16 protein-coding genes are annotated in these 21,188 nt (G+C 73.4%); 8 read left to right on the forward strand and 8 right to left on the reverse strand.

Annotation, left to right across the window (positions count from 1 at the left end):
- Positions 1-41: 41 nt before the first annotated feature.
- A complete protein-coding gene (locus tag KUM40_RS11730; protein ID WP_217165733.1) occupies positions 42-1,037 on the forward strand; it encodes a 2-hydroxyacid dehydrogenase in 996 nt (331 codons plus the stop codon).
- Here KUM40_RS11730 and KUM40_RS11735 read toward each other — a convergent pair.
- Both KUM40_RS11735 and KUM40_RS42645 read right to left on the reverse strand, forming a co-directional pair.
- Positions 989-2,905 (reverse strand): anthranilate synthase family protein, encoded by a 1,917-nt coding sequence (locus KUM40_RS11735; RefSeq protein ID WP_308401119.1) that lies wholly within the window; start codon positions 2,903-2,905, stop codon positions 989-991. The genes KUM40_RS11730 and KUM40_RS11735 overlap by 49 nt on opposite strands.
- Positions 2,906-3,033: 128 nt before the next feature.
- Positions 3,034-3,132 (reverse strand): trp operon leader peptide, encoded by a 99-nt coding sequence (locus KUM40_RS42645; protein ID WP_217165735.1) that lies wholly within the window; start codon positions 3,130-3,132, stop codon positions 3,034-3,036.
- 98 nt (positions 3,133-3,230) lie between these two features.
- Here KUM40_RS42645 and KUM40_RS11745 point away from each other — a divergent pair, with 98 nt between their 5' ends.
- Positions 3,231-4,583 (forward strand): class II 3-deoxy-7-phosphoheptulonate synthase, encoded by a 1,353-nt coding sequence (locus tag KUM40_RS11745; RefSeq protein ID WP_217165736.1) that lies wholly within the window; start codon positions 3,231-3,233, stop codon positions 4,581-4,583.
- Positions 4,584-4,783: 200 nt separating this feature from the next.
- A complete protein-coding gene (locus tag KUM40_RS11750) occupies positions 4,784-5,017 on the forward strand; it encodes a bacterioferritin-associated ferredoxin (protein ID WP_217165773.1) in 234 nt (77 codons plus the stop codon).
- Between the two features lie 3 nt (positions 5,018-5,020).
- Here KUM40_RS11750 and bfr read toward each other — a convergent pair whose 3' ends face one another.
- Complete coding sequence (gene bfr / locus KUM40_RS11755; protein WP_217165737.1) at positions 5,021-5,524, reverse strand: bacterioferritin; 504 nt, start codon at positions 5,522-5,524, stop codon at positions 5,021-5,023.
- Positions 5,525-5,715: 191 nt separating this feature from the next.
- Between bfr and KUM40_RS11760 the strand changes: the two genes are divergently transcribed.
- Entirely contained in the window at positions 5,716-6,363 is a 648-nt protein-coding gene (locus KUM40_RS11760) for a sulfite oxidase-like oxidoreductase (RefSeq protein WP_217165738.1), read from the forward strand.
- Between the two features lie 64 nt (positions 6,364-6,427).
- Here the strand turns inward: KUM40_RS11760 and KUM40_RS11765 are convergent, their stop codons facing one another.
- Positions 6,428-7,315 carry a deoxyribonuclease IV gene (locus KUM40_RS11765; protein ID WP_217165739.1) on the reverse strand — a complete coding sequence of 296 codons (888 nt, stop codon included), beginning with the start codon at positions 7,313-7,315 and terminating at the stop codon, positions 6,428-6,430.
- Positions 7,316-7,410: 95 nt separating this feature from the next.
- On the opposite strand from KUM40_RS11765, the gene KUM40_RS11770 reads away from it, so the two are divergent.
- From KUM40_RS11770 to KUM40_RS42385, 4 genes are all read left to right on the forward strand, one after another.
- On the forward strand, positions 7,411-7,731 hold the full coding sequence (locus tag KUM40_RS11770; RefSeq protein ID WP_217165740.1) for a CU044_2847 family protein: 321 nt from the start codon (positions 7,411-7,413) through the stop codon (positions 7,729-7,731).
- 159 nt (positions 7,732-7,890) lie between these two features.
- Entirely contained in the window at positions 7,891-8,061 is a 171-nt protein-coding gene (locus KUM40_RS11775; protein WP_217165741.1) for a hypothetical protein, read from the forward strand.
- Positions 8,024-9,223: an FxsB family cyclophane-forming radical SAM/SPASM peptide maturase gene (locus tag KUM40_RS11780; RefSeq protein ID WP_217165742.1), complete on the forward strand. Its 1,200-nt coding sequence runs from the start codon at positions 8,024-8,026 to the stop codon at positions 9,221-9,223. The genes KUM40_RS11775 and KUM40_RS11780 overlap by 38 nt, the downstream gene beginning before the upstream one ends.
- Positions 9,220-11,040 (forward strand): HEXXH motif-containing putative peptide modification protein, encoded by a 1,821-nt coding sequence (locus KUM40_RS42385; protein ID WP_217165743.1) that lies wholly within the window; start codon positions 9,220-9,222, stop codon positions 11,038-11,040. The genes KUM40_RS11780 and KUM40_RS42385 overlap by 4 nt, the downstream gene beginning before the upstream one ends.
- On the opposite strand, the gene fxsT is transcribed toward KUM40_RS42385, so the two are convergent.
- The 4 genes from fxsT to pknB form a co-directional block, all read right to left on the reverse strand.
- Positions 10,971-15,884, reverse strand: a complete 4,914-nt coding sequence (fxsT, locus tag KUM40_RS11790) for an FxSxx-COOH system tetratricopeptide repeat protein (RefSeq protein ID WP_217165744.1) — start codon at positions 15,882-15,884, stop codon at positions 10,971-10,973. The two genes, KUM40_RS42385 and fxsT, sit on opposite strands and share 70 nt — an antisense overlap.
- Positions 15,884-16,900, reverse strand: a complete 1,017-nt coding sequence (locus KUM40_RS11795; protein WP_308401120.1) for a MoxR family ATPase — start codon at positions 16,898-16,900, stop codon at positions 15,884-15,886. The genes fxsT and KUM40_RS11795 overlap by 1 nt, the downstream gene beginning before the upstream one ends.
- Positions 16,897-18,825: a trypsin-like serine protease gene (locus tag KUM40_RS11800; protein ID WP_217165745.1), complete on the reverse strand. Its 1,929-nt coding sequence runs from the start codon at positions 18,823-18,825 to the stop codon at positions 16,897-16,899. The genes KUM40_RS11795 and KUM40_RS11800 overlap by 4 nt, the downstream gene beginning before the upstream one ends.
- Positions 18,826-19,139: 314 nt before the next feature.
- Positions 19,140-21,116 carry a Stk1 family PASTA domain-containing Ser/Thr kinase gene (gene pknB / locus KUM40_RS11805; RefSeq protein ID WP_217165746.1) on the reverse strand — a complete coding sequence of 659 codons (1,977 nt, stop codon included), beginning with the start codon at positions 21,114-21,116 and terminating at the stop codon, positions 19,140-19,142.
- Positions 21,117-21,188 lie beyond the last annotated feature (72 nt).

Here is a 21,188-nt window from a genome sequence, read left to right on the forward strand (position 1 = left end):
GCCGTATATTCGGCCCGGAGCCCACCGGAACGGGAGCGGTCATGGAGATCCTTGCCTTCGGCGTCCAGGCCGACGAGAAGCCCCTGATCGAGCGGGCCTTCCGCGACCTCGAGGACATCCGCTGCCTGGACGTCTTCCTCAACGAGGACACCGCTCCCATCGCGGCAGGACACGAGATCGTCTCCACCTCCGTCAACGCCGACCTCGGCGCGGCGGTCCTGGAGATCCTCGCGGCCGGCGGCATCCGGATGGTGGCCCAGCGCTCCACCGGCTTCAACAACGTCGACCTCGAGGCGGCCGAGCGGCTCGGCATGACCGTCGCCCGGGTCTCGTACTACTCGCCGTACTCGGTCGCCGAGTTCGCCTGGGCCCTCGCCATGGCCGTCAACCGGCGGATCGTGCGGGCCTCCATCCGCACCCGTGACTTCGACTTCCGACTGCACGGCCTGATGGGCCGGGACCTGCACGGCCGCACCGCCGGCGTCCTCGGCACCGGCAAGATCGGCGAGGCCTTCGCCCGGATCGCCCACGGCTTCGGCATGCGGCTGCTCGGCTGGGACGTCGCCGAGAACCCGGCCTGCGCGGAGCTGGGCATGCGCTACGTCCCGAAGGAGGAGCTGTTCGCCCGCTCCGACCTGATCACCCTGCACGTCCCGCTGATGGCCGAGACCCGGCACCTGATCGACGCGTCCGCCCTGAAGGCGATGCGCGACGACGCCATCCTGGTCAACTCCAGCCGCGGCGGCCTGATCGACAGCGCCGCGCTCGTCGGCGAACTGCGCGCGGGCCGCTTCACGGGCGTCGGCCTGGACGTGTACGAGGCGGAGGCGGGCCTGTTCTACCTCGACAAGTCCCTGGAGGCCGTCGAGGACGACACCCTGGCCCGCCTCGTCACCTTCCCGAACGTGCTGGTCACCTCCCACCAGGCGTACTACACCGAGGACGCCGTCGGCCAGATCGTCGACGCGACGGCGCGCAACGTCCTCGACTACCGGGAGGGCCGCCGCTCGGAGAACGTGCTCGTCCCGCGCAGTTGACCGGTCAGCTCCCGCACGATCGCCGCACCGTTCAGCGTCAGCACCGACTCCGGGTGGAACTGCACGCCGGCGAAGCCGCCGCCGCGCAGCGCGTGCACCTCGCCGCCCGCCGAGCGGCTCACCTCGATGCCGTGCGCGGCCAGCTCGGCGGCCGCCGCGTCGTCGCAGCGCGCGGTGAAGCTGTTGTAGAAGCCGACCGTCTCCCGCCGCCCGAACAGGTCGATCTCCGTCTGCGCGCCCTGGTACGGCACCTCCTTGCGGACGATGTCCAGGCCCAGCTCCGCCGCGATCAGCTCGTGCCCGAGGCAGACACCGAGGACGCCGTGCCGGTTCGCCCCGATCACCTCGGCGGTCAGGGCGCGCAGGAAGCGCATCTTCGGGTCGGCCGGGTCGCCCGGATCACCCGGTCCCGGCCCCAGCACCACCGGGCCCTCGTGCCCGAGCACCGCCTCGCGCAGCCCCGGCTCGTCGTACCGCCGCACACTCACCGTGAGCCCCGACGAGCGCAGCACGTGCGCGAGCATCGCCGTGAAGGTGTCCTCCGCGTCGACGACCAGGGCGTGCCCGGTGAGCGCGGCCGACGGCTCCTGCATCCGCAGCCAGAACGGGGCCAGCGAGGCGCGCCGCCCGTCCAGCGCCGCCCGCACCCGGGGGTCGTCGGCCAGCCCCGGCCGCTCGGCCTCCCCGCGCGGGCGGGAGGGACGTACGCCCAGCGCCGCCAGTACTCCGGCCGCCTTGGCGTGGGTCTCGGCGACCTCGCCCGCCGGGTCGGAGCCGCGCACCAGCGTCGCGCCGACCGGCACCCGCAGCCGCCCCTGTGCGTCGATGTCGGCGGTGCGGATCAGGATGGGGGAGTCGAGGGTCTGCGGGCCGGCGGGCCGCCCCGGTCCGGCACCCGGGTCCCGCCCGAGCAGGGCCAGCGCGCCCGCGTAGTAGCCCCGCCCCCCGGCCTCGTGCCGCTCGATGACCCGGCAGGCGTTCTGCACCGGCGATCCGGTGACCGTCGCCGCGAACATCGTCTCCCGCAGCACCTCCCGCACGTCCAGCGAGGAGCGGCCGCGCAGCTCGTACTCGGTGTGCGCGAGGTGCGCCATCTCCTTCAGCCGCGGCCCGACGACCACACCGCCCATGTCGCCGACGGTGCACATCATCTTCAGCTCCTCGTCGACGACCATCGAGAGCTCCTCGATCTCCTTGCCGTCGGCGAGGAAACCGAGCAGGTGCTCGGGGGTCGGCCCCTCGGCGGGGTAGCGGTAGGTCCCGCTGATCGGGTTCATCACGACCGTGCCCCCGGACATGCGCACATGCACCTCCGGACTGGCCCCGACCAGCGTCCGGTCCCCGGTGTGCACGACGAACGTCCAGTACGCGCCCCGCTCGCCCTCGAGCAGCCGCCGGAACAGGGCCAGCGCGTCGGCCCGCCCGAACCCCGGGATCCGGCCCTCGTACGTCCGCCGGATCACGAAGTTGGCGCCCTCGCCCCGCCCGATCTCCTCCTCGAGCACCCGCCCGACGATCCGCGCGTACTCCTCGTCGCCGACGTCGAAGCCGCCGCCCTCGACCCGGACTTCGTGGGCGGGCAACTGCGCGAGCGCCTCGGCGAGCGGGACGTCGTAGCGCTCCTCGGGGGTGAGTACCAGCAGGGGCGTGCCGTCGTCGCGGACGTCGAAGCCGCGCTCGCGGATCTGCCGGAAGGGGACGAGGGCCAGCCCCTCGTCGGGCAGGTCCGCGAGTCTGTCGTGCTCCGCGACCGGGCCGAGCAGCAGTTCCACGACGTCGTGGTCGTGGCCCGGGGTGCGGCGGCGGAGCAGGGCGAAGGGGCGGGGGTCGGCCAGGAGGCCGTCGAGCGGTGTCGTGGATGCTGTCACGAGCGGAGTCATGTGTGGTGTCCCTCTCGTCTCTCGTCGAGACTCTCGGTGAGAGGGACGGTCCCGGTCGCGAAAACACCGAAGGCCGCCCCTCGGGCGGCCTTCGCGAAGTCTTGCGTTACGCGCAGTCAGTGGGCCGCCGGACGAGCGGTCCACCACCAGTTCTGGATCGAGTGCGCGAACATGCCGCAGACCCTAACGCATCCGCGCACGGCGCCGCGGCACATCCCGGGATGCGGGACTCGGGACCGTGTGGGCCCCGGGGTCCCGTCTCACCTGTCGAGCCACGCGAAAACCGCGTGACACGACCCCGTAGTGTTGAGGGGTGACCGTGAACGCTAAGACCAGCGCGAGCGCTGGCAACACCTGGCGAGACCTGCCCGCGGCGCAGCAGCCCGAGTACCCCAACCTTGAGGCTCTGCGCGCAGTGATCGCGGACCTCGAGTCGTATCCGCCGCTCGTCTTCGCGGGCGAGTGCGACCAGCTGCGTGCCCGGATGGCGGCCGTCGCCAAGGGAGAGGCGTTCCTCCTCCAGGGCGGTGACTGCGCCGAGGCCTTCGACGGCGTGTCCGCGGACCACATCCGCAGCAAGCTCAAGACACTCCTCCAAATGGGCGCCGTCCTCACCTACGCCGCGTCCGTGCCCGTGGTGAAGGTCGGCCGGATCGCCGGCCAGTACTCCAAGCCGCGCTCCAAGCCGACCGAGACCCGCGACGGGGTGACGCTGCCGACCTACCGCGGCGACTCCGTCAACGGCTTCGACTTCACCGAAGAGGCCCGGATCCCGGACCCCGAGCGGCTCAAGCGCATGTACCACGCCTCGGCCTCCACGCTGAACCTGGTGCGCGCCTTCACCACCGGCGGCTACGCGGACCTGCGACAGGTGCACGCCTGGAACCAGGACTTCGTGAAGTCCTCCCCCTCCGGCCAGCGCTACGAGCAGCTCGCCCGGGAGATCGACAACGCGCTGAACTTCATGCGGGCCTGCGGGACGGACCCGGCCGAGTTCCAGACGGTCGAGTTCTTCTCCTCGCACGAGGCGCTGCTGCTCGACTACGAGTCGGCCCTCACCCGCGTCGACTCGCGCACCGGGCAGCTCTACGACGTCTCCGGGCACATGGTGTGGATCGGCGAGCGCACCCGGCAGCCGGACCACGCGCACATCGAGTTCGCCTCGCGGATCCGCAACCCGATCGGCATCAAGCTCGGCCCGAACACCACGGCCGAGGAGGCGCTGCAGTACATCGAGCGCCTCGACCCCGAGCGCGAGCCCGGCCGGCTGACGTTCATCGTCCGCATGGGCGCGGACAAGATCCGCGACCGGCTCCCGGAGCTGGTGGAGAAGGTCACCGCGTCCGGCGCCACCGTCGCCTGGATCACCGACCCGATGCACGGCAACACCTACGAGGCGGCCTCCGGTCACAAGACCCGCCGTTTCGACGACGTACTCGACGAGGTCAAGGGCTTCTTCGAGGTCCACAAGTCGCTCGGCACCCACCCGGGCGGCATCCACGTGGAGCTGACCGGTGACGACGTCACCGAGTGCGTGGGCGGCGGCGACGAGATCTTCGTCGACGACCTGCACCAGCGCTACGAGACGGCCTGCGACCCGCGGCTCAACCGCAGCCAGTCGCTCGACCTGGCGTTCCTGGTGGCGGAGATGTACCGGGACCAGTGACGGTCCGCCCCGGGCGGGCGGGTGTCGCCCCTCGACGGGCGGGTGAAATGGGGCGCGGGTCACACGGGATCCGCGCCCCTCCCACTTTTGCCGACCTGGCGTGATGGGTAAGGTTAGGTTTGCCTCACCGATCAGTCGGGCCCTCCGGTCGTCGGTACGGCACGACCTTGTACCGCACGACCTTGTACCCCGCCCGGGAGGTGAACCGCGTGTTCGTCTGCAACTGCTTCGGTGTCACCGAGGAACAGGTGAAGAACCACGCGGACGCCGGTGCGTGCACGCCCCGGCAGATCGCCTCCGCCTGCAAGGCGGGCACCGACTGCGGCGGCTGCGTACGGCGCATCCAGGCGCTCCTCGGCCGCGGGTCCTGCCCCCGCCGGGAGCCGGCCGATCAGGGCGCACCGGTCCTCGCGGAGCTTCCCGAGGCGGCTTAGCTCCTAGAGGGAGCCCGGTCCGGAGGGGTCCGGCTGGGTCTGCTCGATGACCGTCGACAGGTAGAGCGACTCGCCCAGCTTCTCGATCAGCTCGAGCTGGGTGTCCAGGTAGTCGATGTGGTGCTCCTCGTCGGCGAGGATCGCCTCGAAGACGTTGGCCGACGTGATGTCGTTCTTGGCCCGCATCACCTCCACGCCCCGGCGCAGCCGGTCGATCGCCTCGACCTCGATCTCCCGGTCGGCCTGGAACATCTCGGTCACGCTCTGGCCGACCCGCACGTGGAAGAGCCGCTGGTAGTTCGGCAGGCCGTCCAGGAGCAGGATGCGGTCGGTGAGCACCTCGGCGTGGCGCATCTCGTCGAAGGACTCCGCGCGCGTGTACTTCGCGAGCTTGGTCCAGCCCTTGTGGTCCTGCAGCTTCGCGTGCAGGAAGTACTGGTTGATGGCCGTGAGCTCGGCGGTGAGCTGCTCATTGAGGAACTCGATGACTTCCGGGTCGCCCTGCATCGCTTGACGCTCCTTCGAACGGGAACTGGCATGTTGCGCGGCATGATTGCACCGCCGTCGAAGATCGTCCAGTAAGTCTTGACTTAGTAAGTAAGTACAGGCTTAGTCGTGATTGTTCGCCTTCTCCGTGATTGCCCGAATGTAAGTGAGGCGGGTCAGGGGCATCGGTCCGGGTCTGTCAGGATGGAGACATGGGTCAGCCGGTGGGAAACGAATCGGGAGAAGGCGGTTCGCGAGGAGCGTCGCGGTTCGAGCTCCCACCCGGGCAGCGACTCCAGCGCGGCTGGCCCGTCACGCACTACGGACCGGTCCCCAAGTTCCGTCCCGAGCGCTGGGAGTTCCGGGTCTTCGGCGCCACCACCGACGACGAGAAGCACGGCTGGACCCACGACGAGTTCACCGCCCTGCCTTACACCACGGTCGTCGCCGACCTGCACTGCGTCACGAAGTTCAGCATGCTCGGCTCCGAGTGGGGCGGCGTGCCGGCCACCACGATCCTGGACCTCGCCCCGCCCGCGCCCGCCGTCACCCACGTGATGGTGTGGGCCGAGTACGGATTCAGCTCCAACCTCAGGCTGTCCGACTTCACCGCCGAGCGCACCCTCTTCGCCACCCACAAGGACGGCGAGCTGCTCACCGCCGAGCACGGCTTCCCGCTGCGGCTGATCGTCCCGCACCTGTACGCCTGGAAGGGCCCCAAGTGGGTCCGCGGCATCGAGTACATGACCGCCGACCGGCGCGGCTTCTGGGAGGAGCGCGGCTACCACAACATCGGCGACCCGTGGGGGGAGCAGCGCTACTCCTACCAGGAGGAGCCCGGGGACGGCCCCGAACTCTGACCCGGCCCCGGCCCCGGTCCGGTCGGTCCGGTCCGGTCGGTCTGGTCCGGCTCCCGAACCGGGATCAGCCGTCGCGCAGCTTCTTCAGCCGCTCCACGTCCGCCGCGTGCCCCGCCCTGCCGCCCGGCGTCTCGATGACCAGCGGCACGCCCTCGGTCGCGGGATGCGTCATCAGCGCCCGGAACGGGTCCTCGCCGATGTGACCGGCGCCGATGTTCTCGTGCCGGTCCTTGTGCGCGCCGGCCACGTCCTTGGAGTCGTTGGCGTGGATCAGCTTCAGCCGGCCCTCGCCGACCGTGTCCACCAGCAGGTCGAGGGTCTGGTGCATGCCCGACGGACCCGTCAGGTCGTGACCGGCCGCGAAGATGTGGCAGGTGTCCAGGCACACGCCCAGCTTCGGATGGGCGTCCAGCGCCTCGAAGTACGGCCCGAAGTCCCAGGTCCGCGAGCACAGCGAGGCGCCCTGTCCCGCGGTCGACTCGAGGAGCAGGTACGGGTCGTCGTCGTGGGTCAGCTCGTCGAGCAGCGGCAGCATGTGCTCCCGCACCTGCTTCAGCGCCACCGACCTCTCCCGTCCGCCGGTCGCGCTCCCGGTGTGCACGACCACGCCGAGCGCCCCGATGGCCCGCCCGCGCCGCAGCGAGTGCCGCAGCGACTCGACCGACCGCTCCACCGTCGCCCCGGTGTGCGAGCCGAAGTTGATCAGGTACGGCGCGTGCACGTACGCCGGGACCGGGACCGATCCGGCCGCGCAGGCCTCGCGGAAGGCCTCGTCCTGCTTCGGGTTGCCGGCCGGCGTGGCCCAGCCGCGCGGGTTGGCGACGAAGACCTGCACGGTCTCCGCCTTCAGCTCACGGGCGTAGGACAGCCCCACGGAGTGCAGCCCGCCGGCCACGGGGACGTGACCGCCGACGGGGTTGCGGGGCATACGGGAGGAAGATGCGGTGCTCATGTCCGGACCAAGGATGCCAGGACGTGTGGGCCGACCGCGGATCAGGGTACGACTGCACCAGCGCACCGGCGCTGCCGAGCCAGGGGAGGGTGCACATGGGGGACGTCGTCAGCTTCGCGCTGCCGGACGGCGGCCAGGTCCTGGTCGAACCGGTCGACGAGGACGTCTACGGACTGCAGGAGATCTCGGTCAACGGAAGCACGGTCGTCCGGCGTGCCCAGGAGGGCCTCGGCGACGCCCTCGACGGCATCCGGCGCATGGCCGCCGAGGCGCACACGCGGCTGACGTCCCTCGACGTCGCCCCGAAACGGCTGGAACTGGAGTTCGGCGTGAAGCTGAGCGGGGAGGCCGGTGCCGTCGTGGCCAAGGCGACCGGAGAGGCGCACCTGATCGTGCGTGCCGTGTGGGAGAGCTAGCGGGCCGGCCTGCCCGGAGGGCCGGGTGTCCGGATCCGTCGCCGGCGGCCGAGGCCCTCTCCCGCACCGCGCCCCGATCCGCCTACCATGCCCTTGCGGCGGTGTGCCGCGGCGCGGGGCCGGATGCCGGACGTCCCGGAAGCAGGAGGGGGCCGAGGCGTGGAAGAGACCACGGGGGTCGAGTGCGCACTGCCGGACATCGCCGAATACACCGTCGACCAACTGCGCGCGCTTCCCGGGTCCGTGCTCGCGGTGGCCCTGGAGCGGCTGCAGACGGAGGCCGCGGGGTCCCATGACGACGAATACACAAGCTGGCAGGCGAGCGCCTGACCGGCCGGCGGTCGATGTCGCGGCACTCCTCGACGAGGGCTGGCGGCCGGTCCCGCTGCGCCAGTTCGTCCTCAAGACCCGCAGCCGGTGCAACCTCGCCTGCGACTACTGCATCATCTACGAGCACGGCGACCGCACCTGGCGCCGCCAGCCCCGTGCCATGAGTCCGGCGACCCTGCGCCGCACCGCCGAGCGCATCGCGGAGCACGCGCGGCGCCACGGGCTGCGGCAGGTCCGGATCGTGCTGCACGGCGGTGAGCCGCTGCTGGCCGGGCCCGAGGGCGTCGCCGAGGCCGTGCGCACCGTCCGGGACACGGTGCGGGAGACGGGTACCGAGGCCGAGTTCACCGTCCAGACCAACGGCACCCTCCTCGACACCCGCATGCTGGACACCCTGGCCGAGCACCGGGTGCGGGTCGGCGTCAGCGTGGACGGCGACCGGCAGGCGCACGACGCCCACCGCCGCACACCCGCGGGCCGGGGATCGTACGACGACGTGATGGCGGGACTGCGCCTGCTGTCCGGCAGCTACCCCGAGCTGTACGCGGGGCTGCTGTGCACCGTGGACGCGGCCAGGGACCCGGTCGCCGTCTACGAGTCGATGCTGCCGACCCGGCCGCCGCTGATCGACTTCCTGCTGCCGCACGGCCACTGGGGCGCCCGGCCACCGGCACCGGCAGGGGCGTACGGGCGATGGCTGGCCGCCGTCTTCGACCGCTGGGCCGGGGCGCCGCGCAAGGAGACCTCCGTGCGGATCCTCGACGAACTGCTGCACACGGTGCTCGGCGGCCACAGCAGGCTCGACTGGGTGGGCGTCACCAGCAGCGTCTCCGTGTTCGTCGAGGCCGACGGGTCGATCCACCAGAACGACACGCTGCGCACCGGACCCGACGGCGCCTCCGAGAGCGGTCTCGACGTCTTCCGGAACTCCTTCGACGAGGTCCTGCTGCACCCGGGATTCGCCGCCCGGCAGGCGGGGGAGCGTGCCCTGTCCGAGCAGTGCCTGCGCTGCCCGGAGCTGTCCGTCTGCGGCGGCGGCGAGTACGGCCACCGCTACCTGCCCGGGACCGGCTACCGTGCACCGACCGTCTACTGCGCGGACCTGCTCCTGCTCATCGGGCACATCAGACGCAGCCTCGCCGGCTCCGTGGCGCCGACGTGATCGGCCCGTACGTCCTGCCGGACGACGACTTCGACGCCCTCGCCGCGGGAGAGGGCGGGCGGCGGGCGGTGCTCCTGCTGCTCCGCGCCCGGCGCAGCCGCAACCTCCTGCTGCTGCGGCACACCCTGGACGGACCGTGCGGCAAGGCCGCCGAACCGGCCGCGGATCTGCTGGCGGACGTCGAACGCGTCGCCCCCGAAGCGGTCCGGTCGGTGATCGACGGCCCCGCGTTCGGCACTTGGGCGGCCCGGACCCTGCGCGACTGCCCCGCGCACCGCCGGGGCGCGTGCGCCACCCCGGACCTCGCCGCCCTCGCGGCCCTCGCCGCCGTACGGGCGGCCCACCCGGCCCGGATCGCCGTGCCGGTGCGCGAGGGACGGCTGAGACTGCCCGGCCTCGGCACGGTCACCGGGCTCGGCGGCCTGCCCGACGCCCTGGTCGTCGTCGAGGCCCCGGCCGAGCGGCTCCCGGCCGCGGCGCCCGGGACCTGCCGGATACGCGTCCTGGCCGCCGGTGACGAACGGGTCCTGCCGCGCGATCCGTCCCGTCCGGGGCACGGCTGGCAGCCCGTCGCCGTGCTCGACGTCCGGCACCGGGGACAGGAGCTCCGGCTGCCGCTGGAGACGGCCGCGCCGGAGCTTCCCGCGCTGGAGACGGCCAGCGCCGGACCGGCGGCCTGGCGGGAACTCCTGCGCCAGGCCTGGGAACTGCTCGTCGAGAACCATCCGCGCCGCGCCGAGGAACTCGCGGCCGGACTGAACGGCATCGTGCCCCTGCCCGCCCCGGCACGCGGAGTGGAGTCCGCCACCTCGCGGCACGCCTTCGGCACCGTACTGACCTCCTGGCCGGCCGACCCCGAGCGGCTGGCGCTGACCCTGCTGCACGAGTTCCAGCACAGCAAACTGAGCGCCCTGACCGACCTGGTGACCCTGTACGAACCCGGTGGCAGGACCCGGCTGTACGCGCCGTGGCGACCCGACCCGCGGCCACCCGGCGGACTGCTCCAGGGCATCTACGCCCACCTCGGCGACCTGGCGTTCTGGCAGGAGCGCAGCGGCAGCCGGCACGGGCCCGCGCGGGCCGACGCGGCCTGGCGCCTGACGCGGACCCTGGCGCACGTCGAGCGCGGCCTGACGGAGGCGGCGGACCACGTCCACCTCACCGCCCTCGGCGCCCGCTTCCTCGAACGGCTCGCGCGGACCGTGCGGGACGGCGCGGGCACGGGCGGGGACCCGCGGCCGACGCGGGCGGTCGCCCGGGTCCAGGCGGGCGACGAGGCCGTCTGGCGGCTGCGCTGGGCGGCCGCAGACGAGGCCGGCGCCGAGCGGCTGGCCGCGCTGTGGCGGTCCGGCCGCCCGGCCGGACCGCTGCCCGCCGAGCACGTACGGGCGGCCACCGGGGCGGTGGCGGGGCCCGGGCCGGAGTTCGGGCGGTGGGCGGCACGGCAGCGGGGCGCCGAGCGGGCCCGGCCGGCCCGGGAGGCCGCGGCCGCGGTGGCCGCCGGGCCGCACCGGGCACAGGGGTGGGCGGAGCTGGCCGCCGCGGCCGCCGAGGAGGGGCTGCCCGGCGCCGGTGTCCTGGTCCGGCGCACCGAACTGATCCAGCACCTCTTCCTGCGGCTCACCGCCCAGGAAGAAGCGATGCCGGCCAAGCCCACCCCGGACCACCCACCCGACCCACTGACCCTGGCCGCCTGGCTGACAAACCCCACCGCCGAGGACGGCCCGGCCGTGGGGGAGGAGGGTGTTCAGAACACCGGGGTCTCGATGTCGCAGAAGGCCCGCTCGCCCCTGGCGAAGACCTCGGCGACCGGGTAGTCCCCTCCCAGGGTCCGGGAGAAGCGGGCCAGGACGTCCTCCAGCAGTGCCTCGGCCTCGTCCCGCCGCCCCAGCGCCCCGAGGTCGTGCGCCAGATTGCCGCCGCAGACCAGCGTCACCGGGTGATCGGGCCCGACGGTGGCGCGCAGAGCCTCCAGATGCCGGCCGTCGGCCTGCGCCGCCTCCTCGTGGCGGCCCGCCGTGTGCAGATCGTTGGCGAGGTTGACCCCGCAGCGCAGCGTGCAGTTGTGCTCCGGACCGAATCGCGCCGTCAGCTTCTCGTACGCCGCGAGGTTCAGGGCCAGCGCCCGTTCGTGCTCGCCCAGCGCACTGAGGACCAGGGCGTGGTTCGTCTCGGTCATCGGCATGTACGGATGGTCCGCGCCGAACAACTGCTCGTACCCGGCCACGGTCTGCGCGGCCAGCCGCTCGGCGTCCTCCAGCTCGCCGCGCAGCAGCAGGTCGATGGCGTAGTTGCCCACCGCGGCCAGCGTGTTGAGGTCGCCCTCGCCGTACCTCGCCCGGTAGCGCTCCACCGTCCGCGAGGACCGGTCGTACGCCTCCTCGTAGGCGCCCATCGCGCGCAGGGAGACCGCCAGGTTCTTCGCCACGTCGAGGGTGGACGGGTGCTCGCGGCCCTGCCGGTCCCGCAGCTTCGGGTACAGCGCCCGCAGCGACTCCGTGGAGCCCCGGTAGTCGCCCAGCTCCCGCTGGTCACGGGCGTAGTTCGCCGCCACCACCAGGGTGACCGCGTCGTCGGGGCCGAAGATGCGCACCCGCCGCTGGTAGGTGTCCGCGTCCAGCTCCAGCGCCTCCTCGAAGCGGCCGAGGAGCCGCAGGTCGAGCGCGTGGTTGGCCGCGGACATCAGCGCCAGCGGATAGTCCCGGCCGAAGCTCCTGGTCAGCCGCTCCAGGGTGTCCGCGTCCCGCGCCGTGGCCTGCTCGAAGTCACCGAGCACCCGCAGGTCGGCCGCGTTGCTGTTGGCGATGGCCAGGGTCTCCTCGTGGTCCTCGCCGAACACGCGGCGCGCCCGCACCAGCAGCTCCGCGTTCAGCTCACGGGCCTCGTCGAAACGGCCGAAGTTGCGGATCAGCGTGGCGTAGGAGCGCGTGGTCCGCATCGTCTGCGGATGGTCGTCGCCCAGCCGCTGCCGCCACTCCTTGCGAGCGAATTCGGCCACTTCCGTGCCGCCGGTGTAGTCGCCGTGCAGATACAGGTAGCGGATCTCGTTGATGACCAGGTCCCGCACCTCCCGGTGTTCGCACTCGACGGCCCGGGTGGGCCGGATGTGCGGCCGCAGCTCGGAGTACCGGCGCCAGTTGTCGTTGTCCTCGGGCTCCTGCGGGTCGGCCGCGGCCAGCAGGACGTGGGTGAGGTGATAGGTGTCCTCCTGCTCCTGCTCCGACATCTGGTTGAAGAGCACGGCCTGCACCAGCCGGTGCATCTGGAGGCTGTTGCTGCGGTGGTCGATCCTGGCCAGGGCGAGCCGGCCGATCTCCCGGGTGGCCAGGCCCAGTTCGACGGGATCGCGCAGCGCCTCGGCGAGCGGCGAGGGCAGCGGGGCGAACGCGGCACTGCGCAGCATCGCCCAGCCAATCGGCTCCGGGGCCATGCACGAACACAGCCGCAGCAGTTGGACCGCCGCGGGACTGCGCCGCTCGAGGCGCTCCATCGCCAGGTTCCAGGTCGCCACCACGGAGTGCGGGTACCCGGAGGGGACGGAGGTGTCCAGCAGCCGGTCCGCGTGCTCGCGCAGCAGTTCCAGGTACTCGTCGACCGACATCGCCGTCTCCGCGTGCCAGGCACCGGCCTGCTCCACCGCGAGCGGCAGGTCGCCCAGCGCCTCGGCGAGGCGGGAGGCGTCCGGTGCGGGCATGCCGGGCACCCTGCGCTGCAGGAAGCGGATCGACTCCGCGCGGGAGAAGACGTCCACCGAGACGGGGTGCGCGTGGCCGGCCCAGCTCTGGTTGCGCGACGTGATCAGGACGTGTCCCTCGCCGGAGGGGAAGTACTCCTCCAGGTCCTCGGGGCGGTCGGCGTTGTCGAAGACCAAGAGATACCTGCGGTAGGGAGAGCCCCGGCGCAGCGCGTCGAGGACGAGCGGAAGCGCCTCGTCACCGCTGGGCCCGGCCTCCAGGCCCAGGTGCGGCGCGAGCGCGGCGATGGCCGAGCGGACCAGGGCGGGGTCCTCGGCGTTGATCCACCAGATCAGTTGGTACTGGGACTGGTACCGGTAGATGTACTCCACGGCCAGTTGGGTCTTGCCCACGCCGCCGAGGCCGAAGAAGGCCTGCGGCACGATGGCCGCGCGACGGTCGGCCAGCCGGTCGTGCAACTGGGTGATCAGCTCGTCGCGACCGGTGAAGTTGTGGTTGCGCGGCGGGATGCGCCGGCCCCACACCTGCGGCACGGTCTCCTCGAAGCGCATCGGACGGGTGAGCGTCGCACGGGTGCCCGTCGGAGCCTGCGCGGTGTGCGAGGGGCCGTTGACGCCGACCGGGTGAGAGGCGGACTCGGCCACGGATGGATCCCTTCCCGCTGTGTGCCGTGACTGTTCCCCCGTCGGCGCCGGGTTCCCCCCGCTCCGGGGGCCTGGCCCGGCGGGACGGGGGCGGCCGGCGCCCGTTTCGATGGCTCCACTGGTGGATGTGGTGTCAGTCACACCGTCATCGTATGGCGATCTTGCGAGACCATCTCCCCCTGGCCGGTGCTGCCGGGAGATGAGGGCCCGCAGTTCGCGCGCCCGGGTGGCGAAGCCGCCGCCGAGGGCGTCGGCGACCGCCGCGTCGACCTTGGCGAAGGGCAGGCTCTCGACGCTGACCCGGGTCGGCAGCTCGTGCGAGGGATCGGTCAGCGTGGCGTCGAACCGGTACGGCGCCGAGGAGTGTTCCGCCAGGTAGTCCGACACGGCCGTCAGTACCCGGCGGCTCTCCTGCCGGTGCAGCGAACCCAGCAGCAGCGACCGTACGGTCTCCGGAAAGTCGAACTCGGTCTGTTCGGCCGGGCGCGGCTGGGCCGGCACCGGGTGCAGCAGGCCGGACAGGAAGACCTCCGCCAGGTGCGAGGGGGTCGTGCGCGGTGCCATGACCTGCTGCACCAGGCGCATCACCGGCAGGAACAGGGGTGCGGCGGCGAGGTATCCGGCCAGCTCGAAGGCCTGCGGCGAGGCCTCCGCGCGAAACGCCAGCACCCGATCGAGCGGCGACAACCGCTCATCCCCCGCCGCGGCCCCCGACCAGATCCCTGGCCCCGGCCCGGTCCCTGGCTCCGGCCCGGCTCCTGCCTCCGGCCCGGTCCCTGGCTCCGGCCCGGTCCCTGGCTCCGGACGTGGCTCCGACTCCGACCCCGGCCTCGGCTCCGGCCGGGTCCCTGGCCCCGCCGAGGTCCCTGGCCCCGGACGTGGCTCCGGCCCCGGACGTGGCTCCGGCTCCGGCCCGGTCCCCGGCCCTGACCTGGTCCCTGGCCCCGGACATGGCTCCGACTCCGGCCCGGTCCCCGGCCCCAACCCGGTCCCTGGCTCCAGTCCCGGCCTTGACTCCAGCCCTGGCTCCGACTCCGACCCCGGCCCGGTCCCTGGCCCCGGACGTGGCTCCGGCTCCGGCCCGGTCCCCGGCCCCGGCCCGGTCCCTGGCTCCAGTCCCGGCGTTGACTCCAGCCCTGGCTCCGACTCCGACTCCGACCCCCGCCCCGACTCCGACCCCGGCTCCGGGCGCAGCCCCCGCTCCGGGCGCAGCGCCGGACCCGGTTCTGGATGCGGGGTGCCGTCGGCTCGTACCGCGTACCCGTGGAACGGTGAGGACTCCGGGCGCGCGACCAGGCGGGCCCACATCTGCAGGGCCGCCGGGGCCAGTTCGACCACGGGCACCAGCAGGCCCGGACGGTCGGCGTCGGAGCGCAGCTCGCCGTTGGGCGCGCCGGGCCGGGAGGCCTTGAGCGCGACGGGCAGCGGACGCAGCGCGGTGCGGTGCCACAGCCGCCGGTCGAGGGGCTGCACCAGCGCCGTCGGGCCGCCGCGCGCCCAGCGGGCCAGCAGTCGGTGCACCGCGCCGGAGCTCCATCCCGGACCGATCGCGTCGCTCAGGACGAGTACCGCGCCGCGTGGGGAGTGGTGCAGGTGCCGGTCCGTACCGGAGGTGGGGCGCGAAGCGCCGTCCGGCCACGGCGGCGGGGTGGTGCGCACCGTCACCGAGCCGCCCGGCAGGTGCTCCAGCCAGCGCACGGTGATCGAGCGGAAGGCCCCCACCCGGCGCAGCACCGCGCGCAGCTCGGCCACCGCGCCGTCCCACAGCACCATCGACTCACCGGTGTCCACCACGAGGACCAGGTCCAGCCAGGGTTCCTCCGCCGGGACCAGCACCGGTTCCCAGACGTCGGTGTCGGCCGCCCGGTCGGCCGTCGCCTTCTCGTCCAGCCGGTGCCGGACGCTGGACGCGGCCCGCCGCCGCAACGGCCGCAGGGCCTTGGCCAGCTCCGCCGTCCTGGCCAGCGGCCGTACTCCCGGGGAGCGCACCGGCAGCGCCGGCACGGGCGCGCCCGCTCGGCTGTCCGGCGCGCCGGTGCTGCGCACGTGCAGCCGGGGCTCCGCCACGCCCGGCCCGGCCCCCTCGGACCAGGTGTCGTCCGGTGGCAGGCCCGGCCCGTCCGCCGAGGGCGCGGTACCGCGCCGGCGTCGCGGTGAGCCCGGCTCCAACTGGCCCGCGATCCCGGACAGCCGGGGCGCGCCCGTGGCCGGCCGGGCGGGTCCCGGCTCCTGGGGTGCGCGGGCCAGCCGCGCCGCGAGCCACAGGACCTCGGCGATCTCCCGGGCGTTCGGAGCGGGGCGCTCCGGGGGTTCGTACGGCATCAGGGCCCCGTCTCCAGGTGCCGCCACAGGGTGCGCAGCAGGTCCTGCCACTGCTCCGGGTCCTCGTCGGCGCCCGCCCGCGCCAACTGGATGGCGCTCAGCAACTGGTCCACGGCGACGCTCCCGTTGCTCTGCTCCGCGAGGAACGCCTCCACCAGGGGCGCGGCCTCCTCCAGCGCGTCGGCGCCCAGGTGCGCGGCGACGATCGCCGCCAGCCGGTCGGGTCCAGGCTGCTCGATGTCGTAGCGCAGGCAGCGCCGGGCGAACGCGGCGGGGAACTCCCGCTCCTCGTTGGAGGTGATCACCACGAACGGAAAGGCCCAGCAGTCCACCGCGCCGTCCGTCACCGCCGCCGTCCCGCCGTCGGCCGTCCGCACCGGGACGGTGCGCTGCTCCGGCGGCAGCCGCAGCAGCTCCTCGACGGTGTACCGGCCCTCCTCGAAGACGGTCAGCAGGTCGTTGGGAAGATCGATGTCGCTCTTGTCCAGCTCGTCGATGAGCAGGACACGCGGCCGGTGACGGGGCAGCAGCGCGGTGCCCAGGGGCCCGAGCCGCAGGAACCGGCCGATGTCGCCGGTGCCGCCGCCGGTCTCCAGGCCGGCGCGGCGCAGGTTGGCCTCGTGCAGCCGGCCGATGGCGTCGTACGCGTACAGGCCGTCCTGCAGCGTGGTGCGCGAGGTCACCGGCCAGTGGAGTACGGGGCCGAGCCCCAACTCGTAGGCGACGGCGTGCGCGAGGGTGGACTTGCCGGTGCCGGGGCGCCCCGTGAGCAGCAGCGGACGGCGCAGCAGCAGGGCCGCGTTGACCGCGTCGACCAGCCCGGGGTCCACCTGGAAGACCCGCCCCCGCCGGGTGTCGGCCGGCTGCGCGGGCACGGGATCGTCCTGCGGCGGCATGCCCTGTTGCAGCGGGCGCCAGCTCGGCGGGGCGGGCAGCCTTTCGATGCCGTTGTGCGGGACACCGTCGCCGCGGTAGATCCACCACGCCGGCGGCTGCGGGGCTGCGGGCTCGGTCACGACGAGGCACCTCCGGGAGCGGGAGCTGGTGGGGTCAGGGGGGTGTGCGGGGGCAGCCGGTCGAACGGGTCCCACAGGAAGCCCAGGCGCAGACCGCCCCCGACCCGCGGCCGGGCCGCACCGGGCCGGGACGACCACTCCCCGCGGCGGGCCCGGAGCACCTCCCCGGGCAGGGTGCGCACCCCGGCGGCCCGCAGCCGGTTCGGCAGGTCGTCCGAGACGGACTGTGCGTCCTGCTCCTCGTGGGCCCAGACCAGGGCCGGGACGCCCGAGTCCAGGGCCGCGTCGAACTCGGCGTCGGGCGTGCGCCTGCGGGACACCCGCGGCGGGAACCCGAGGACCAGTGCCAGGGGTCCGTCGTCCGCGTACAGGGCGGAGAACAGCGCCTCGTAGGACGAACCGTCCTGGTTCCGGGCGGGGATCACTGCCACCACGCCCTCTCCGGAGAGTGCGGACAATGCCTTCATCCTGTCCCACTTCCGGGACCAGTTATGCCCCCAGTCGACCCATTCCGAGGCGTTCTGGCGCTCGAGGCTGCGTACGGCGACCGGATGCACCACCCCCAGGCGCACCACCGCGCCGCTCGGGGTCGTGATGGGCAGACCGTCGACCGGCCGGCCCAGCAGCTCACGGGGCAGGACGAACTCCACGAACAGGTCGGGCGAGTCGATGGCACGCTCCCGGCGCATGCGGGTGATCTCGTCCACCACGAGCCGCTCGATCCGCCCCAGCCGCATCGCCTCCGTGTACTGCCGCACGGCCTCCCGGGGGGCGCCCTCGTGCTGCTTGAAGACGTCGAGCAGGTAGTGCCGGCTCGGCGACGCGGGAGTGACGCGGAACGTGGCGTAGGTCCACCGGACGCCCGCCCCGCCGGGACGCACCCGGCGCTCCAGGAGCGGTCCGGGATCGACCGCCGGGGTGCAGTGCCCCGCCCGCCCGCGCACCCAGCGGGCCAGTTCCTGTCCCCGGGGTCCGGGGACCCGCCGGGACAGCGCGGCGACGAAGGTCAGCAGCGGCGGCACCGGCCGGCCCGCCTGGGCGATGTGCCGCAGATCGTGCACGATGCCGAGGATGTCCTCGGGGGAGCCCTGCCAGGGGCGGCGCACCGGCCCGAGCGCGTCGTCGCGCAGCCCCACGAGGCCGGGCATCGTGAGGCGGCCGTCGAGCAGCAGGCGGTAGAGGTCGTCCATGGCCTCGTCGTCGAACGGGCCGTCGTCCGGGTCCGGCGGCCCGGGGACGGGCAGCGGCGGGAGGCGGTCGCCGGACAGGGCCAGCGCCGCCCGCAGGGGAGGCCAGTCGCGGGCCAGCCGCTCCAGCGGGATCATCCAGGTCACGCCCGCTTCGGGCGACTTGTCGCGCAGTACGGCGAGTCCGGCGACGCGGGACGTCGTGGCGTCCCGGACACCGCAGCCGCTGTAGCCGCGGGCCACCCTGCGGCCGGTGTCCGGCGCGTCGTTCAACTGGACCAGCGCCGACTCCGGGCCGCCCCGCCCGGCCATCAGGCAGTCCGCCCACACCCCGTGCGGCTGGCCCTGCGGGTAACCGTAGACCTGCATCGGCCGCTTGGCGGCGTAGGCGCCGGTGGAGAGATGGGCGTGCGAGGTGGGTACCTGGCCGTTGGCCTGCCCCAGATCCCCGTGCAGGGTGAGCACCGCGACGTCCTCGTGGTGACTCCCGCCGGTGTAACGGTGCCCGCCACCCGGGGAGCCCGTCAGCTTCAGCCCGCTGCTGAGGGTCACCGTGACGGTGGCGTACGGGTCGTCCTCCAGCCGTCCGCCCACGGCCGACGTCACGACATGGGCGCAGGTCAGCACGTAGCGGGGCGGGACGATGACCCCACCGCCGACCGGGTTCCCGGCCGGGCCGAGGATGCTCACCTGCCAGTCGTCGGTGACGGCAGCCCGCGCGACCGGTTCCGCCCCCAAGACGCCCTCCCCCCGTCCGCCGCCGCAGGCCGCGATCGTCTGCGGAGCCGCCATAGTAGCGGTCCCCGCCGGGGGAAGCAGAGGGGGCAACGACCTTTGACGCGGGGCTCGTTGACCACGTGTGCGGCCCCTGTTCGGCCGATCGCCACGCGCCGCTCTCCCGGCGCCGCTCTCCTCTCGCGGTGACCGGTCCCGCGCCGCGGTGACCGGCCGCTGCCGCTGTGCGAGGTGATCGCCGGGCAGATCTCCGCCTCACTCGTCATGTTCGCTCGCCACGGACGAGCGCGCCGTGACGCCGGGACGGCGCCGCCTCGTCAGCGGATGGTGATGGTGACGGTCGACCCCTCGGGAGCCGTGTCCCCGCCGTCCACGGACTGCTTCTTGACGGTGTCGCCGAACAGCCCGAGCAGCCCGCGGTCCTCGTCCACCTCGAAGCCCGCCTCCTTCAGCTTCTCCTTGGCGTCGTCCACGCTGTCGCCGACCACGTCCGGGACCTCGATCTGCCGGGGGCCCTTGGACACCGTGAGGGTCACCGTGTCCCCCTCGGCGGCCCGGCCGCCCGGGTCGGGCGTCTGGCGGGCGACCCGGCCACTGTCGTGCTCCGAGTTCACCCGCTCGTCGGCGATCTTCACCTTCAGGCCGGCGTCCGTCAGCTCGGTCCTCGCGTCGGCCAGGTCGTCGCCGGTGACGTCGGGGACGTCCACGGGGCTGCCCTTGCTGACGACCAGCGCGACCGCCGAGCCCGCGTGCACCGTGGTGCCCGACCGCGGCTTGGTGGAGATGACGAAGCCCCTGGCCACCTCCTCGCTGAAGGCCCGGGTCACCATACCCGGCTCCAGTCCCTCGTCCTCGAGCAGCGTCCGCGCCTTGTCCAGCTTGTAGCCCGCCACGTCCGGCAGCTTCACGGTGTCGGGACCGTCGGAGACCGTCAGCGACACGGAGTCGTTCTTGCGGATGCGGTCGCCCACCCCGGGATCGGTGCTGATGACCTTGCCGCGCTCCACGGTGTCGCTGTAGGCGTGCCGCACCTTGCCGACGTCGAGACCGGTCTCGTCCAGCCGGTCCCGGGCCTGCGCCTCGGTCTTGGACAGCAGCGGCGGCACCTTGGTGAACTGGCCGGAGTTGATGTACCAGATGCCCGTGCCGACGCCGAGCACCAGCAGGACGGCCACGACGACGGCCAGCGGGCCGCGCCGCAGCCGGGGCCCGCGGCGCCGGGGCGGGGCCGACGGGGGAGCCGCGAGCCGACTGGTGCGGTCGACCCCGTCCGCGGGGAAGCCGCCGTCCGAGGCGAGGCGACCGTCCGAGCTGTCGCCGTCGCCCTCGTCCTCGTTGACGGGCAGCGGCCGGGGCATCGTCAGCGCGCGCGGGATCACGCTCGTGCGGTTCTCGGCGCCGTCGTGCTCCGTGGTGAGCGCCTGCGGCGGCACCGCGTCCAGTTGGTCCGCGCTCAGCGCCTCGCGCGCCTCGCGGGCCCGCGCGAGCAGCGCCACGGCGTCGTGCGGCCGGATCTCCGGGTTGCGTGCGGTCGCCGAGGCGACCAGTTCGTCCACCTCGTACGCCATCTCCGGCACGGCGGCCGACGGCGGTGGCACGTCCTCGTGGAGGTGCTTGTAGAGCACCACCGCGGGCGAGTCCCCGTCGTGCGGCTTGGCGCCGGTCAGCATCTCGTACAGCACGACACCGCACGCGTACACGTCGACCCTGGGGTCGGCGGTGCCGTGCTCGATCTGCTCGGGCGCCAGATAGGAGACGGTGCCGAGGACGGCACCGGTGGTGCTGGTGACGGTGTCCACGGCGCGGACCAGGCCGAAGTCGGCGACCTTCACCCGGCCGTCGTCCCCTATGAGCACGTTCTCCGGCTTCATGTCCCGGTGCACGAACCCCGCCCGGTGCGCGGCGCCGAGCGCGGCCAGCACCGGCTCCAGGATGTCCAGCGCGGCCCGCGGCCGCAGCGCCCCGCGCTCGCGCAGCACGTCCCGCAGGGTGCAGCCCGCGATGTACTCCATGGCCAGGTAGACGTACGCACCCTCGGCCCCCTGGTCGAAGACCTGGACGACATTGGGGTGGTCGAGCCGGGCCACCGACTTGGCCTCGCGGATGAACCGCTCGACGAAGGTGGCGTCGGTCGCGAGCGCCGGGTGCATCACCTTCAGCGCGAGCACGCGGTCCAGGCGGGTGTCCACGGCCCGGTAGACCGTGGCCATCCCGCCGACCGCGATCCGCGCCTCGACGCGGTACCGGCCGTCGAGCACCTGCCCGACGAGAGGGTCCTGAAGGGTCGTGTCCACGCAGGCGAGTGTACGAGCCACGACCGACACCCCGCGTCGCCGCCCGAAATCGGGGCGGTACTGAAGCGCACC

It is taken from the genome of Streptomyces sp. AC512_CC834, from assembly GCF_019049325.1.
Taxonomy (GTDB): Bacteria; Actinomycetota; Actinomycetes; order Streptomycetales; family Streptomycetaceae; genus Streptomyces.

What these genes read in the sequence shown, in the direction of transcription:
- bfr (WP_217165737.1), bottom strand. Translation starts at nt 5,524, where the DNA reads ATGCAGGGCGACCCGGAAGTCATCGAGTTCCTCAATGAGCAGCTCACC.
- KUM40_RS42645 (WP_217165735.1), bottom strand. Translation starts at nt 3,132, where the DNA reads ATGTGCCGCGGCGCCGTGCGCGGATGCGTTAGGGTCTGCGGCATGTTC.
- KUM40_RS11770 (WP_217165740.1), top strand. Translation starts at nt 7,411, where the DNA reads ATGGGGGACGTCGTCAGCTTCGCGCTGCCGGACGGCGGCCAGGTCCTG.
- KUM40_RS11765 (WP_217165739.1), bottom strand. Translation starts at nt 7,315, where the DNA reads ATGAGCACCGCATCTTCCTCCCGTATGCCCCGCAACCCCGTCGGCGGT.
- KUM40_RS11780 (WP_217165742.1), top strand. Translation starts at nt 8,024, where the DNA reads ATGACGACGAATACACAAGCTGGCAGGCGAGCGCCTGACCGGCCGGCG.
- KUM40_RS11730 (WP_217165733.1), top strand. Translation starts at nt 42, where the DNA reads ATGGAGATCCTTGCCTTCGGCGTCCAGGCCGACGAGAAGCCCCTGATC.
- KUM40_RS11760 (WP_217165738.1), top strand. Translation starts at nt 5,716, where the DNA reads ATGGGTCAGCCGGTGGGAAACGAATCGGGAGAAGGCGGTTCGCGAGGA.
- fxsT (WP_217165744.1), bottom strand. Translation starts at nt 15,884, where the DNA reads ATGCCGTACGAACCCCCGGAGCGCCCCGCTCCGAACGCCCGGGAGATC.